Annotated in this window: 11 protein-coding genes and 1 tRNA gene; 7 read left to right on the top strand and 5 right to left on the bottom strand. The window is 71.5% G+C overall.

Translation table 11 applies throughout. From position 1 onward, the window contains the following. Window positions 1-110: 110 nt before the first annotated feature. On the bottom strand, window positions 111-1,436 hold the full coding sequence (locus JIX56_RS37310) for a M20/M25/M40 family metallo-hydrolase (protein ID WP_257547260.1): 1,326 nt from the start codon (window positions 1,434-1,436) through the stop codon (window positions 111-113). 198 nt (window positions 1,437-1,634) lie between these two features. Between JIX56_RS37310 and JIX56_RS37305 the strand changes: the two genes are divergently transcribed. The 4 genes from JIX56_RS37305 (at window position 1,635) to JIX56_RS37290 (ending at window position 7,830) form a co-directional block, all read left to right on the top strand. Further along, window positions 1,635-1,719: transfer RNA gene (locus tag JIX56_RS37305), tRNA-Leu, on the top strand. A 281-nt stretch (window positions 1,720-2,000) separates the two neighbouring features. After that, on the top strand, window positions 2,001-5,867 hold the full coding sequence (locus JIX56_RS37300; RefSeq protein ID WP_257547258.1) for a Pls/PosA family non-ribosomal peptide synthetase: 3,867 nt from the start codon (window positions 2,001-2,003) through the stop codon (window positions 5,865-5,867). 68 nt (window positions 5,868-5,935) lie between these two features. Further along, window positions 5,936-7,327 (top strand): M1 family metallopeptidase, encoded by a 1,392-nt coding sequence (locus JIX56_RS37295; RefSeq protein ID WP_257547256.1) that lies wholly within the window; start codon window positions 5,936-5,938, stop codon window positions 7,325-7,327. A 68-nt stretch (window positions 7,328-7,395) separates the two neighbouring features. After that, window positions 7,396-7,830 (top strand): YchJ family protein, encoded by a 435-nt coding sequence (locus JIX56_RS37290; RefSeq protein WP_257547254.1) that lies wholly within the window; start codon window positions 7,396-7,398, stop codon window positions 7,828-7,830. 1 nt (window position 7,831) lies between these two features. On the opposite strand, the gene JIX56_RS37285 is transcribed toward JIX56_RS37290, so the two are convergent. After that, complete coding sequence (locus JIX56_RS37285) at window positions 7,832-8,557, bottom strand: FadR/GntR family transcriptional regulator (RefSeq protein ID WP_257547252.1); 726 nt, start codon at window positions 8,555-8,557, stop codon at window positions 7,832-7,834. 143 nt (window positions 8,558-8,700) lie between these two features. Between JIX56_RS37285 and JIX56_RS37280 the strand changes: the two genes are divergently transcribed. Together JIX56_RS37280 and JIX56_RS37275 are read left to right on the top strand one after the other, a co-directional pair. Beyond that, a complete protein-coding gene (locus tag JIX56_RS37280; protein ID WP_257547250.1) occupies window positions 8,701-9,222 on the top strand; it encodes a gluconokinase in 522 nt (173 codons plus the stop codon). 137 nt (window positions 9,223-9,359) lie between these two features. Next, complete coding sequence (locus JIX56_RS37275) at window positions 9,360-10,757, top strand: GntP family permease (RefSeq protein WP_257547248.1); 1,398 nt, start codon at window positions 9,360-9,362, stop codon at window positions 10,755-10,757. Window positions 10,758-10,868: 111 nt separating this feature from the next. Here the strand turns inward: JIX56_RS37275 and JIX56_RS37270 are convergent, their stop codons facing one another. The 3 genes from JIX56_RS37270 to JIX56_RS37260 form a co-directional block, all read right to left on the bottom strand. Beyond that, window positions 10,869-11,492 carry a cytochrome b/b6 domain-containing protein gene (locus JIX56_RS37270; RefSeq protein WP_257547246.1) on the bottom strand — a complete coding sequence of 208 codons (624 nt, stop codon included), beginning with the start codon at window positions 11,490-11,492 and terminating at the stop codon, window positions 10,869-10,871. Further along, the gene (locus tag JIX56_RS37265) at window positions 11,476-12,267 is read right to left on the bottom strand and encodes a molybdopterin-dependent oxidoreductase (RefSeq protein ID WP_257547244.1); all 792 of its coding nucleotides are present in this window, start codon (window positions 12,265-12,267) and stop codon (window positions 11,476-11,478) included. The genes JIX56_RS37270 and JIX56_RS37265 overlap by 17 nt, the downstream gene beginning before the upstream one ends. Before the next feature lie 156 nt (window positions 12,268-12,423). Next, window positions 12,424-14,079 carry an FAD-binding dehydrogenase gene (locus JIX56_RS37260; protein ID WP_257547242.1) on the bottom strand — a complete coding sequence of 552 codons (1,656 nt, stop codon included), beginning with the start codon at window positions 14,077-14,079 and terminating at the stop codon, window positions 12,424-12,426. Between the two features lie 305 nt (window positions 14,080-14,384). On the opposite strand from JIX56_RS37260, the gene JIX56_RS37255 reads away from it, so the two are divergent. Then, window positions 14,385-15,281, top strand: a complete 897-nt coding sequence (locus JIX56_RS37255; RefSeq protein WP_257547240.1) for a DMT family transporter — start codon at window positions 14,385-14,387, stop codon at window positions 15,279-15,281. Window positions 15,282-15,347 lie beyond the last annotated feature (66 nt).

Below are 15,347 nucleotides of genomic sequence, written 5' to 3'. Positions count from 1 at the left end.
GGAGTAATCGAGCTACGAGCTTATGGTCCGATTCACCCGGGACGGTCGATCTTCGTACGCGCTGCCGAATAGTGGAGTCTCGTTTCAGCACACATTTCCGGACGCAACGTTCAGGACGCGTCGATGAAACGGTCGAGCACGCGCACACCGAACTTCAGACCCTCCACCGGCACCCTTTCGTCGACGCCGTGGAACATGCCCGCGAAGTCCAGCTCCGGCGGCAGCTTGAGCGGCGCGAAGCCGAAGCCGCGGATACCGAGGTCGTCGAAGGACTTGGCGTCCGTACCGCCGGAGAGCATGTACGGGACCGCCTTCGCGGCCGGGTCCTCGGCGAGCAGCGCGGACTGCATGGCGTCGACGATCGCCCCGTCGAAGGAGGTCTCCAGCGCCTTGTCGGAGTGCACGTCCTCGCGCCGCACGTTCGGGCCGAGGATCGTGTCGAGGTCGGCGAGGAACTCCTCCTCGAACCCGGGCAGGAACCGCCCGTCGACATGCGCGGTGGCCTCGCCCGGGATGACGTTGACCTTGTAGCCGGCGCCGAGCTGCGTGGGGTTGGCGGTGTTCCGCAGGGTCGCGCCGATGAGCTTGGCGATGCCGCCGAGCCTGGCGAGGGTGCCCTCCATGTCCTCCGGGTCGAGCTCGGTGCCGAGCGCGTCGCCGAGCTCGTCGAGGAAGGCCCGGGTGGTCTTGGTGACCCGCACCGGGAACTGGTGGCGGCCGAGGCGCGCGACGGCCTCCGACAGCTCGGTGATGGCGTTGTCCCGGTGGATCATCGACCCGTGCCCGGCCGTGCCTGCCACGGTGAGCTTCATCCAGTGCATGCCCTTCTCGGCCGTCTGGATCAGATAGAGCCGCCGCTGCTCGCTCACGGTGAACGAGAAGCCGCCGACCTCGCTGATCGCCTCGGTGACGCCCTCGAAGAGATCCGCGTGGTTCTTGACGAGGTGCTTCGCGCCGTACGTGCCGCCGGCCTCCTCGTCCGCGAGGAAGGCCAGCACGATGTCGCGCGGGGGCTTGCGGCCGCTGCGCAGCCGGTCGCGTACGACCGCCAGCGTCATCGCGTCCATGTCCTTCATGTCGACCGCGCCCCGGCCCCACACACAGCCGTCCGCGACCTCGCCGGAGAACGGATGGTGGGTCCAGTCCGCCGCGTTGGCCGGGACGACGTCGGTGTGACCGTGGATGAGCAGCGCGGGCCGGGACCGGTCCTCGCCCTCGATACGGGCCACCGTGGAGGCGCGACCCGGGTGCGACTCGAAGATCTTCGGTTCGAGCCCCACCTCGGCGAGCTTCTCGGCGACGTACTCGGCGGCCTTGCGCTCGCCCGGGCCCGAGTGGTCGCCGAAGTTGCTGGTGTCGATCTGGATCAGCTCGCGGCAGAGGTCGACGACCTCGTCCTCGCCGGTCACGCGCCTGCCCGTGTCCGTCTCGCTCACGCTGGTTCCTCCCGCTGTCGCTGCTGGTGGTTCCCCCTCATACTCCTCCTGCCCACCCCTCGCCCCAAGACCGGGACCGGCCCGTCACACGCCGTTCACGCCCTGCCGCCCACGGGCCGGGGGGTGATCGGGGCCCCCCGAAAGCCTGGTAATGTTTTCTCCGTCGCCGCGAGGGAAACCCCGCACGACAGACACCTTGTCCGGGTGGCGGAATGGCAGACGCGCTAGCTTGAGGTGCTAGTGCCCTTTATCGGGCGTGGGGGTTCAAGTCCCCCCTCGGACACACAGTGGCGAAGGCCGCGACCATCAGGTCGCGGCCTTTCTGCGTTAACACCGACGAAATGTGGGGGACGTCTCTACCGGCGGGGAAAACCACAGGTCAGGGCCGTCGCGCCTACCTCTCCGGGCCCCCGGCGGATACCTCCCCGTGGCCGACACGACAGGCCGTAGTCACCCGAGCACTAGAGTATGGGGCTTGTTCATGCCGGAACGGAAACATCCCCAGGCAGACCTGTGGGCCCACCGGCGCCCCCGGACGGACCGGGTACAAGAGGCGAGGATCCGATGGCCGCCGTATACGAAAGTCCCGACCTCACGCTGCTCGACGGAGAGCTGACGGAGGGATTCGACGGGTCGGCGCGTTTCACCGCCGGTCCGGCGGCGCCGCCCCGCACGCTCGTCGACATCTTCGAGGCGTCCGTGCGGTCGTATCCGGACGAGCCCGCGCTGGACGACGGGACCCGCCGGCTGACCTATCGCGCGCTGGCCGTCGAGGTGGAGAACCTGCGACGAGGGCTGGGGGCGGCGGGGGTCGGCCTCGGGGACCGGGTCGGGGTGCGGGTGCCGTCGGGCACCAATGAGCTGTATGTCGCCATCCTGGCGGTGCTGGCCGCGGGGGCCGCCTATGTGCCCGTCGACGCCGAGGACCCCGATGAGCGGGCCGAGCTGGTGTTCGGCGAGGCGGAGGTGCGGGCGGTCATCGGGGCCGGGCACCGGCTGACCGTCAACGGCGCGTCCGACTCCCCCGCCGCGCGGCCCGGGGTCGAGCACGACGCGTGGATCATCTTCACCTCCGGTTCGACCGGGAAGCCCAAGGGTGTGGCCGTGAGCCACCGCAGCGCGGCCGCGTTCGTGGACGCCGAGGCCGAGTTGTTCCTCGCCGAGGAGCCGATCGGGCCCGGGGACCGCGTGATGGCCGGCCTTTCGGTGGCCTTCGACGCGTCCTGCGAGGAGATGTGGCTGGCCTGGCGGTACGGGGCCTGTCTGGTGCCGGTGCCGCGTGCGCAGGTCCGCAGCGGTGCCGATCTGGGGCCCTGGCTGGTCGAGCAGGACATCACGGTCGTGTCGACCGTGCCGACGCTGGCCGCGCTGTGGGAGCCCGAGACGCTCAACGACGTACGGCTGCTGATCTTCGGCGGTGAGGCCTGCCCGCCGGAGCTGGCGCAGCGGCTGGTGACGGAGGGGCGCGAGGTCTGGAACACCTACGGGCCGACCGAGGCCACCGTCGTCGCCTGCGCCTCGCTGATGTCCGGCGAGGAGCCGATCCGGATCGGACTGCCGCTGAACGGCTGGGAGCTGGCCGTCGTCGACGAGGCCGGGGAGCCCGTGCCGATGGGTGCCAGCGGGCAGCTCGTGATCGGTGGCGTGGGGCTCGCACGGTATCTCGACGCCGAGAAGGACGCGGAGAAGTACGCGCCGCTGGAGTCGCTGGGCTGGGAGCGGGCCTATCGCAGTGGTGACCTGGTCAAGGCCGAGCCCGAGGGGCTGGTCTTCCTCGGGCGGGCCGATGAGCAGATCAAGCTCGGTGGGCGGCGGATCGAGCTGGGCGAGGTCGACGCCGCGTTGCAGGCGCTGCCCGGTGTCGCGGGCGCCGCGGCCGCCGTACGGACCGCGCGGAGCGGGAATCAGCTGCTCGTCGGGTATGTGGTCACCCAGGACGGGTGGGACCGGGCGGCGGCCGTGGAGAAGTTGCGGGCCGAGCTGCCGGCCGCGTTGGTGCCGCTGCTGGCGCCGGTGGCGGAGCTGCCCACCCGGACGTCCGGGAAGGTCGACCGGAACGCGCTGCCGTGGCCGCTGGCCGACGTGGAGAGCGCCGGGCCGGCCGAGGACCTGTACGGGACCGAGGCGTGGCTCGCCGAGCAGTGGACCGAAGTGCTGGGCATCCCGGTCGGTGGCGCCCAGGACGACTTCTTCGCGATCGGCGGCGGCAGCCTGGCCGCCGCCCAGCTGACGACCAGGCTGCGGAGCCGGTATCCGAGCGTCGCCGTGGTGGACATCTACCAGCGGCCGACCTTGCGGAAGCTGGCCCGGTATCTGGAGGAGTCCGGCGAGGCGGACGGTCCCAGGCAGGCCGTGGCGCCCGTGCCGGTGCGCGCGAGAGTCGTCCAGCTCCTGCTGCTCGTCCCGCTGTTCACGCTGCTCGGGCTGCGCTGGATCGTTCCGCTGGCCGCGCTCGGGAATCTGCTCGGGCCGTACGCCTGGCTGCCGACCGCGCCCTGGTGGGCCGTGGCGGCCGGGGCGGTGCTGATCTTCACCCCGCCGGGGCGGCTCGCGATCGCGGCGGGCGGGGCGCGGCTGCTGCTGCGCGGCGTCGAGCCGGGGCGGTACGCGCGGGGCGGGAGCGTGCATCTGCGGCTGTGGGCGGCCGAGCGGCTGGCCGAGTTCAGCGGGGCGACCTCGCTGACCGGGGTCTGGCTGGAGCGGTACGCGCGGGCGCTGGGTGCCAAGGTCGGGGCCGATGTCGATCTGCACGCGCTGCCGCCGGTGACCGGGATGCTCAAACTCGGCCGGGGTGCCGCCGTGGAGTCCGAGGTGGACCTCTCCGGCTACTGGCTGGACGGGGACCGGCTGGAGATCGGGCCCGTCAAGGTGGGCGCCGGTGCGGTCGTCGGGACGCGGAGCATGCTGCTGCCGGGGGCCAGGGTCGGCAAGCGGGCCGAGGTGGCGCCGGGGTCGGCGGTCGCCGGGCAGATCCCCACCGGGCAGCGCTGGGCCGGGGCGCCGGCGGTCAAGCTGGGCAAGGCGAAGCGGAACTGGCCCAAGGAGCGGCCGCGGCGGGGCCTGTTCTGGCGGGTGTCGTACGGCGTCACCGGAGTCGGGCTGACCGCGCTGCCGCTGGTCTGCGGGGTCGCCGCGCTGGCCGTGCTGAGCCTGTTCGTGGATCCGGACGCCGGGCTCGGCGCCGCGTCGCGGGGTGCGGCGCTCGGGCTGGTGCCCGCCACGCTGGCGTTCGGGGCGGCGTACGCGCTGCTGCTGCTCGTCGCCGTACGGCTGCTGAGCCTGGGGCTGCGGGAGGGTACGCATCCCACGCACAGCCGGATCGGGTGGCAGGCCTGGACGGTCACCCAGCTGATGGACCGTTCGCGGCAGACGCTGTTCCCGCTGTACGCCGGGCTGGTCACGCCGGTGTGGCTGCGGCTGCTCGGGATGCGGATCGGGCGGGGCGCGGAGGTGTCCACCGTGCTCGCGCTGCCGAGTCTGACGACGGTCGGCGACGGGGCGTTCCTCGCCGACGACACGTTGACCGCGCCGTACGAGCTGGGCGGTGGCTGGCTGCGGATCGGGCGGGCGGAGATCGGGCGGCGGGCGTTCCTCGGGAACTCCGGGATGACCGCGCCGGGGCGTTCCGTGCCGGACGGCGGCCTGGTGGGGGTGCTGTCGGCGACGCCGAAGAAGGCCAAGAAGGGCAGCTCGTATCTGGGGCTGCCGCCGGTGAAGCTGCCCAGGTCGGCGGCGAGTGGCGACCAGAGTCTGACGTACGAGCCGCCCGCGCGGCTGCTGTGGGCGCGTGCTCTGGTGGAGCTGTGCCGGATCGTGCCGGTGTTCTGCTCGGCGGGCCTCGCGCTGCTGACGGTGGCGGTGCTGAGCGTGCTGGACGGCTGGGCGTGGCTGCTGGGCGGGGTCGTGCTGCTCGGGGTGGGCCTGCTGGCCTGTCTGGCGTCCGTCGTCGCGAAGTGGCTGCTCGTGGGGCGTCACCGGAGCGGTGAGCATCCGCTGTGGAGCGGTTTCGTGTGGCGCAACGAGCTGGCGGACACCTTCGTGGAGGTGCTGGCCGTGCCGTGGCTGGCCGGTTCGGTGCCCGGTACGCCGGTGCTGAACGTGTGGCTGCGCGGGCTCGGTGCGACAATCGGCAAGGGCGTGTGGGTGGAGAGCTACTGGCTGCCGGAGACCGATCTCGTCACGCTCGGCGACGGGGCGACGGTGAACCGGGGCTGTGTGCTCCAGACCCACCTCTTCCACGACCGGATCTTGCGTACGGATACTGTGGAACTCCGTGAGGGCGCAACCCTGGGCCCGGGCGGAATCGTCCTGCCCGGCAGTGTGGTCGGGGCCCGCACCACGCTGGGTCCGGCGTCGCTGGTCATGGCCGCGGAGTCCGTTCCCGACGACACGCGGTGGCTGGGCAACCCGATCGAAGCATGGCGCCGCTGAGTGCGGCTCGTGCGGCGTCGGGGGACGATGGACGTCGTACGAGACCGGAGCGGGGAGCAGAAGCGGCAGTGGCGGTTCAGCAGTCAGTGGGTCCGGACCCGTACTTCCCGGCGAACGGTGATTCCCGTTACCGGGTGCATCGGTACGAGCTGGCTGTGGACTACCGGCCGGGGCCCAACCGGTTGTCGGGCACCGCGCGGCTGAACGCCATCGCGGGCCGGGCGGCGCTGTCCGAATTCCACCTGAACCTGGCCGACTTCAAGATCGGGCGGATCCGGGTCGACGGCCGGGCGCCGCACTACACGCACCGGGGCGGCAGGCTGCGGGTCCGGCCCGCCAAGCCGATCCGGCCCGGGGCCGCGTTCACGGTCGAGATCCACTGGTCGGGCAACCCCAAGCCGGTGAACAGCCCCTGGGGCGGCCTCGGTTGGGAGGAGCTGACCGACGGGGCGCTGGTGGCGAGCCAGCCGATCGGGGCGCCGTCCTGGTATCCGTGCAACGACCGGCCCGCCGACAAGGCCTCGTACCAGATCTCGATCACGACGCCGTCCGCGTACCAGGTCGTGGCGGGCGGGCGCCTGCTCACCCGTACGGCGAAGGCGTCCACGACGACGTGGGTGTTCGAGCAGTCGGCGCCGACGTCGAGCTATCTGGTCGGTCTGTCGATCGGCAAGTACCAGACGGTGCTGCTGGGCGACCCGCGTCCCGGAGGGATACCGCAGCACGGGCACATCCCGGCGCATCTGCTGACCGAGTTCTCGCGGGACTTCGCGCGGCAGCCGGCCATGATGGAGCTGTTCGAGGAGCTCTTCGGGCCGTACCCGTTCGGGGAGTACGCGGTGGTGGTGACCGAGGAGGAGCTCGATGTCCCGGTCGAGGCACAGGGGCTGTCGCTGTTCGGCGCCAACCATGTGGACGGGGCGCGGGGTTCGGAGCGGCTGGTCGCGCACGAGCTGGCCCACCAGTGGTTCGGCAACAGTGTGTCCATCGCCGACTGGCGGCACATCTGGCTGAACGAGGGGTTCGCCAAGTACGCCGAGTGGCTGTGGTCGGAGCGCTCCGGCGGCCGTACGGCGCATCAACTGGCCGCCGCCGCGCACCAGAAGCTCGCCGCGCTCCCCCAGGATCTGCGGCTGGCCGACCCGGGCCGCAAGCTGATGTTCGACGACCGCCTCTACGAGCGCGGTGGCCTCACCGTCCACGCCGTCCGCTGTGCCCTCGGTGACGACGCCTTCTTCCGTATGCTGCGCGGCTGGGTCTCGGTCCACCGCGGTGGCGCCGTCACGACGGCGGCGTTCACCGCGCACGCCGCGCGGTACGCGGACGGCCCGCTGGACACCCTGTTCAAGGCGTGGTTGCGGGAGCCCGCGCTGCCGCCGCTGCCCTCGCTGCCTGTGCCGAAGGGGCCCGTGGTCCCGGCCCGGCCACCGTATCCGCCCACGAACGCGGGTTCCGCGTAGGCCGCGGAACGGGAGGCCGACGCGGGCTCGTGTGGGCCTCGGTTCGCGGGGCGGGCAGAATGGCGGGCATGTCGTCGCGCCGCAGTGGTTCCAGGGCCAGGTCGAAGAGCCCCGCGAAAGCCTCTTCTCAGACGCCTCGTACCTGCCCGTGCGGGCTGCGCGAGGCGTACGAGTCCTGCTGCGGCCGCTACCACACCGGTGCGGCCTCCGCTCCGACCGCCGAGGCCCTGATGCGGTCGCGCTACAGCGCCTTCGTGGTACGCGACGAGGCGTACCTCCTGCGCACCTGGCATCCCCGGACGCGCCCCGCCTCCGTCGACTTCGACACGACCATGCGCTGGACCGGCCTGGAGATCCTGGACACCCACGACGGCTCGCCCTTCCACACCACCGGCACCGTCACCTTCCGCGCCTCGTTCCGGGGCGGCTCGATGCATGAGCGCAGCCGGTTCGAGCGGGTGGACGGGGCCTGGGTCTATCGGGACGGGGAGTTCCCGACCTAGGTCAACCGGAGGCTGTGGAGTGGGCGTTGGGGGCCAGGATGTCGAGTTCCTGGAGGGCGCCCACGGTGATTTCTCTGGTGAGTTCTTCGGCTCGGAGGGCGTCGTGTTCGCGGATGGCTTCGGCCACCTGGACGTGGAGGGTCACGGCGGCGGGGTCGGGGTCGTCGAACATGACGGCGTGGTGGGTGCGGCCGGCCAGGACCTCCTCGACGACGTCGCCGAGGCGGGCGAACATCTCGTTGCCGGAGGCGTTGAGGATCAGGCGGTGGAAGGCGACGTCGTGGCGGAGGTAGCCCTCCAGCTTGTGGCCGCGTGAATGGGCGACCATGCCGATCGCGCACTCGGTGAGCTCGGCGCACTGCTCGGCGGTGGCGTGGCGGGCGGCGAGGCCCGCCGCGATCGGTTCGACGGCCGAGCGCAGGACCGTGAGCGAGCGCAGCTGGCGGGGGCGGTCCGCGCCGGCCAGGCGCCAGCGGATCACCTGGGGGTCGTAGACGTTCCACTCGACGGACGGGCGGACGATCACCCCGACCCGGCGGCGGGACTCGACCAGGTGCATGGACTCCAGCACACGCACCGCCTCGCGCATCACCGAGCGGGACACGTCGAAGGTGTGGGCGAGCTCGTCCGTGCGCAGCACACTCCCCGGCGGGTACTCGCCCGCCGTGATCGCCGGACCGAGGGTTTCCAGTACTCGGCCGTGCAGCCCCCGGCCCGGTGTGCTCATGGGGATCAGGGTACGAGGCGGAGAGAGTGAAGAAAAAGTCAGACTTATTTGGGTCAGGGGCTTGAATTCGTCGTATCTAATGGGTTTCAGTGTCGTCGACGTCGGGTGACGTCTCAGATGTCGATGAAGACGGTGAGGTAGCAATGCGTACCCCTCATGTCGTCGTGGTGATGGGCGTGGCAGGCACCGGGAAGACCACGATCGGTCCCCTGCTCGCGGCCCGGCTCGGCGTTCCGTACGCCGAGGGCGACGACTTCCACCCCGAGGCCAACATCGCCAAGATGTCGGCCGGGACACCGCTGGACGACGCGGACCGGTGGCCGTGGCTGGACGCCATCGGCGCGTGGGCCGACGGCCGGGCCGGGCTCGGCGGGGTGGTGAGCTGTTCCGCGTTGAAGCGTGCCTACCGTGACCGGTTGCGGGCCGCCGCGCCGGGGCTGGTCTTCCTGCACCTCGCCGGTGACCGCGCCCTCGTCGAGGAGCGGATGTCCCATCGGCAGGGGCACTTCATGCCCACCGCGCTGCTCGACTCGCAGTTCGCCACGCTGCAGCCGCTGGAGGCGGACGAGGCGGGTGTCACGGTCGATGTCTCGGGCGAGCCCGAGGAGATCGCCGAGCGGGCGGCCGCCGCGCTGCGGGAGCTCGATCCCGCGTCGTCGTCGTAGTCGTCGTAGTCGTCGTCGTAAGAGTCCGGCCGGGCGTCGTCCACCGGGGCTCGGCCGGGTGTGCCGTCGTGAGCGTCCGTCTCCGTCGGCGTCCTTCTCCACTCTCCCCCTCAACTTCCCCCATACAAGGATGAACCGTGACCAGACTCAACGTCGAGCTGCTGGCAGCGGACCCCGTCGAGCCGATCACCTCGGCGGGACACGCTCAGCTGGGCATCGCCGTACTGGCGGGCATCGCCGTCATCGTCGTGCTCATCACCAGGTTCAAGGTGCACGCCTTCCTGGCGCTGACCATCGGCTCGCTCGCGCTCGGCGCGTTCGCCGGGGCGCCGCTGGACAAGGCGATCGCGAGCTTCACCACCGGGCTCGGGTCGACCGTGGCCGGGGTCGGCGTGCTCATCGCGCTGGGCGCGATCCTCGGCAAGCTGCTGGCGGACTCCGGCGGCGCCGACCAGATCGTCGACACGATCCTCGCCAGGGCCGGCGGGCGGGCGATGCCGTGGGCGATGGTGCTGATCGCCTCCGTGATCGGGCTGCCGCTGTTCTTCGAGGTCGGGATCGTGCTGCTCATCCCGGTGGTGCTGATGGTCGCCAAGCGCGGGAACTACTCGCTGATGCGCATCGGCATACCGGCCCTCGCCGGTCTGTCCGTCATGCACGGGCTGATCCCGCCGCACCCCGGGCCGCTCGTCGCGATCGACGCGGTGCAGGCCAACCTGGGGGTCACGCTGGCGCTGGGGCTGGTCGTCGCGATACCGACCGTGGTCATCGCCGGACCGCTGTTCTCGAGGTACGCGGCCCGCTGGGTGGATGTGCCCGTCCCGGAGCGCATGATTCCCGTACGCGCCTCGGAGGAGTTGGAGAAGCGGCCCGGGTTCGGCGCGACCATCGCGACCGTGCTGCTGCCGGTGGTGCTGATGCTGGCCAAGGCGCTGGTGGACATCGTCGTGGACGATCCCGAGAACATGGTCCAGCGGGTCTTCGACGTGGCCGGCTCGCCGCTGATCGCGCTGCTCGCGGCCGTGATCGTGGGCATGTTCACGCTGGGGCGGGCGGCCGGGTTCGCCAAGGGGCGGCTGTCCTCGACGGTGGAGACGTCCCTCGCGCCGATCGCGGGCATCCTGCTGATCGTCGGTGCCGGTGGCGGGTTCAAGCAGACGCTCATCGACTCCGGGGTCGGGCAGATGATCCTGGACATCTCCGAGGACTGGTCGATCCCCGCGCTCGTCCTGGCCTGGCTGATCGCGGTGGCGATCCGGCTGGCGACGGGCTCGGCCACGGTCGCCACGATCTCGGCGGCCGGGCTGGTGGCGCCCCTCGCGGCGGACATGTCGACGACCCACGCGGCCCTGCTGGTGCTGGCCATCGGCGCGGGCTCGCTCTTCTTCAGCCACGTCAACGACGCCGGGTTCTGGATGGTGAAGGAGTACTTCGGGATGAGCGTCGGCCAGACCATCAAGACGTGGTCGGTGATGGAGACGATCATTTCGGTGGTGGCGGGGGCGATCGTGCTGCTGTTGTCGCTGGTGATCTAGCGCTCGGGCCCGGCGGGTGTCGGCGGGCGGGCAGGGTCTCGGGCCGTATCGCCGAGGGCTCGGTGATACCGCCGCCCGCGCTGCCACGGACCGCCGTATCCACTCGGGGTGCTACGGGCGCCAAAGGGAATGCTCCCGGTCCGCCCACTCCCGGCTCACCGACCCCGTCCGCAGCCCCCGCCGGGCCTCCGGATCGCCCAGGGCCATGCCGATGTGGCCGGCCAGGACGATGCCGATCGTCAGCGCCAGCCAGTCGTGGACGAAGGTCGCGCTGGTGCGCCACATCAGCGGGGTGAGGTGGGTGAACCACATCATCAGGCCCGTGGCGAGCATGACGAGGGTGGCGCCGGCGATCCACGCGGCGTAGAGCTTCTGGCCGGCGTTGAACTTGGCGGCGGGGCGCGGCCCGGGAGCGCGGCGGCGGGCGGCGCGGAGCCAGAGGCGGTCGTGCGGGCCCCAGCGGTTCAGGCGGCCGACATCCGCGCGGAACGCGCGGGAGGCCAGGCCCGCGAGGACCGGGAGGGGCAGCAGCAGGCCCGTCCACTTGTGGACCGCCACCACCAGGGCCCGACGGCCGACCAGTTCGGCGAGGGCGGGGACGTAGAGACAGGCCGCCGTCGCCACGCAGATGCCCATCAGGGCGGCCGTCGTGCGGTGGATCCAGCGTTCGGCGGCGGTGAAGCGCCGGACGCGGGACTCCGCCCGAACAGGTGGCGCCTCAAGTCGTTGGTTCATCGTCCCGCCCGTTCGATCGGCCCACCCACGCGTCGATGTCATAGCCCCGCTCCTCCCAGTAGCCGGGCTCGACCTCCTCCGTGACCTCGATGCCGGAGAGCCACTTGGCCGATTTGTAGAAGTACATGGGGGCGACGTACAGGCGTACCGGGCCGCCGTGGTTGTGGCTGAGGTCCTTGTCCTGCATACGGAGGGCCACCAGGACGTCCGCGCGGCGGGCCTGCTCCAGGGTGAGGCTCTCGCTGTACGCCCCGTCGAAGCAGGTGAAGCGGACCGCGCCCGCCGAAGAGCGCACACCGGCCGCGTCCAGCAGCTCGGACAGTCGTACGCCCTCGAAGGGGGTGTCCGGGACGCGCCAGCCCGTGACGCACTGGACGTCCTTGACCATCCGGGTCTGCGGGAGAGCCCGCAGGTCGGCGAGGGTGTAGGAGGCGGGCTTGTCGACCAGGCCGTCGACGGTGAGGCGGTAGTTCTTCGCGGTCTTGCGGGGGACGGACGACGTCACCGAGTAGTAGCGGAAGCCTCCGCCGTTGGGGAGCAGGCCGGTCAGGCCGGTGGGGTCCTTCTGGGCCGCCTCGCCGAGGAACGCCTCCATGCCGCGCTGGAGGACGGGCGCGGAGACCACGCCGAGGGCGCCGAGTCCGAGGGTGCCGAGGAGGACACGGCGGCCGATGGGTGCGCCGCGCTCTTCGGAGGTCTCCGCTCGGCCGGCGGACGCCGCCGGGTCCGGGGGCTCCGGCGGCGCTTCCCGTGCTTGGGGGTGTTCAGGGTTCACGTACTGATTCGAACACCCGCCGCCCCGGCTGGGCCAGCGACGGCGGATATTCGTCAGAATTCCGTCATGAGTGCGGGAGGTTCCGTCATGGGTGCGGGAGGTTCCGTCATGAGTGCGGGAGCCGCGCTCGGGCCGTCCTGAGTGCGGCAGCCGCGCTCAGGCCGTCGCCTTCGCCGCCGCCCGGCCCGCCGTGCGGCCGGAGAACAGGCAGCCGCCGAGGAAGGTGCCCTCCAGGGAGCGGTAGCCGTGGACGCCGCCGCCGCCGAAGCCGGCGGCCTCGCCCGCCGCGTACACGCCCTCCAGCGGGTCGCCGCCCTCGGTGAGGACGCGGGAGGAGAGGTCGGTCTCCAGGCCGCCGAGGGTCTTGCGGGTCAGGATGTTCAGACGGACGGCGATCAGCGGACCCGCCTTGGGGTCGAGGATGCGGTGCGGGGCGGCGGTGCGGATGAGCTTGTCGCCGAGGTAGTTGCGGGCACCCCGGATCGCCATGATCTGGAGGTCCTTGGTGAAGGGGTTGGCGACCTCGCGGTCCCGGGAGACGATCTCGCGGCGCAGCTCGGCCTCGTCGATCAGCGGTTCCTTGGTGAGCGCGTTCATGCCGCGGACCAGGGAGCCGAGGTCCTTCTCCACGACGAAGTCGACACCCTGGTCCATGAAGGCCTTCACCGGGCCGGGGACGTCCGCGCGGGCCCGGATGAAGACGTCCTTGATGGACTTGCCGGTCAGGTCGGGGTTCTGCTCGGAGCCGGAGAGGGCGAACTCCTTGCCGATGATCTTCTGGTCGAGGACGAACCACGTGTAGTCGTAGCCGGTCTTCATGATGTGCTCAAGGGTGCCGAGGGTGTCGAAGCCGGGGAACAGCGGCACCGGCAGTCGCTTGCCGCGCGCGTCCAGCCAGAGCGAGGACGGGCCGGGCAGGACACGGATGCCGTGGTTCTCCCAGATGGGGTTCCAGTTCTGGATGCCCTCGGTGTAGTGCCACATCCGGTCGCGGTTGATCAGGTGCGCGCCCGTCTCCTCGGCGATGGCGAGCATCTTGCCGTCGACATGCGCGGGGACACCGGAGATCATCTTCTCCGGGGGGTTGCCGAGGCGCTCGGGCCAGTTGGCGCGGACCAGGTCGTGGTTGCCGCCGATGCCGCCGGAGGTGACGATCACGGCCTGGGCCTTCAGTTCGAAGGCACCGGTGACACTGCGGCTGCTGGCCTGGCCGCGCTCGATGGCCGACGCCTCCAGGATCTCGCCGGTGACGGTGTCGACGGCGCCCGCGCTGCGCGAGAGGCCGGTCACGCGGTGGCGGAACCTCAGCTGGACCAGCCCCCGGGCCACACCCTCCCGTACCCGCCGCTCGAAGGGCGCGACGAGGCCCGGGCCGGTGCCCCAGGTGATGTGGAAGCGGGGGACGGAGTTGCCGTGGCCGTTGGCGTCGTAGCCGCCGCGCTCGGCCCAGCCGACCACCGGGAAGAACCGGACGCCCTGCCGGTACAGCCAGGACCGCTTCTCACCGGCCGCGAAGTCGACGTACGCCTCGGCCCACTTGCGCGGCCAGTGGTCCTCCTCACGGTCGAAGGCGGCCGTGCCCATCCAGTCCTGGAGGGCGAGGGCATGACTGTCCTTGATGCGCAGGCGGCGCTGTTCGGGCGAGTCGACGAAGAAGAGCCCGCCGAAGGACCAGTGCGCCTGGCCGCCGATCGACTGCTCCGGCTCCTGGTCGAGGAGGATCACCTTGCGGCCCGCGTCGACGAGCTCCGCGGTCGCCGCGAGCCCGGCGAGGCCCGCCCCGATCACGATCACATCTGCGTCGTACGACATGGAGGACGTCCTCTCGGGAACGGGTCAGGCAAGCGGGGGCAGGCCGAAGCAGGCCAGGCACGGCCCCCGCTTTGTTACTGGCCGGTCAGCGACTTTGGCCCCTGATCCTTCGGCAGAAGGAGTGACCTAGTCAACTGCCCGGATGTGTCTCCTCTTACGGACAGCTCACCGATGGCGCGGCTAAGGTCGTCCGAATACGTATCGGGCCACCCGTCGGGGCACAAATCACCCTCCGGCCGGGATGCCGAGCGGGATGTCCGGTGGGACGGTCGCCGCGGCCCGCCCCACGACCCGAGGTATTCCGCGTGTCGGTTCTCGTTCTCCTTCTCTCCGTAGGCGCCGCCTGCTGTCTGGGTTTCGGTTTCGTGCTCCAGCAGCAGGCCGCTTCGCATGCCCCGCTGGGCGACTTCCTGTCGCCCCGGCTGCTCCTCGACCTGATCCGCGTGCCGCGCTGGCTCGGCGGGATCGGGCTGATGGTGTGCGGCATGGCTCTGGGCGCGATCGCGCTCGGCCACGGCCAGGTCTCTCTCGTGGAGCCCCTGCTCGCCACCAACCTGCTCTTCGCGCTCGCCCTCTCCCGCCGGCGGACCCGGCAGCCGCTGGGCCGCCAGGGCTGGGCGGGGCTGGTGCTGCTCGCGGGCGGTGTCACCGCGTTCATCGTCGCCGGGCGGCCGGAGGGCGGTGCGGCGGTCGGCGGCCCCTTCCGGCAGTGGCTGATCATCGGCGTCATGGTGGGGCTCGCACTCCTGCTCACGGCGTACGCGAAGCGGTCCCGGCTCAGCGCCGCGCCGGTGCTCCTGGCGGTCGCGGCCGGGCTCCTCTACGGCGTCCAGGACGCGCTCACCCGGATCAGCGGGCAGTTGTTCGCCGAGGTCGGCTGGGGCGGGCTGTTCACCTCGTGGCAGCCGTACGGGGTCGTGCTCCTCGGTGTGACCGGCCTCCTGCTCGTGCAGAGCGCCTTCGAGACGGCCCCGCTGCGGATGTCCCTGCCCGCGCTGACGGCGGCGCAGCCGCTGGCGGGGATCGCGTGCGGGGTGGGTTTTTTGGGGGACCGGCTGCGGATGGACGCGGGGGCGGTGGCGTGGGAGGTCACGGGGCTTGCGGGGATCGTCGTCGGGGTGGTGCTGCTCGGGATGCATCCGGCGATGCCGTGCGGCTCCGCCGGGGGGACGCGGGAGAGCTCGGGGGTGCGGGTTGCGTAGCGGGTGCGGGTGAGTGGGGGCTGGTCGCGCAGTTCCCCGCGCCCCTGAAAGCGGGGGCTGCGCCCC

The organism is Streptomyces sp. CA-210063 (genome assembly GCF_024612015.1).
Taxonomy (GTDB): Bacteria; Actinomycetota; Actinomycetes; order Streptomycetales; family Streptomycetaceae; genus Streptomyces.
The sequence above is the reverse complement of the archived record's forward strand: the minus strand, read 5'-3'. Positions and strand labels throughout refer to the sequence as shown.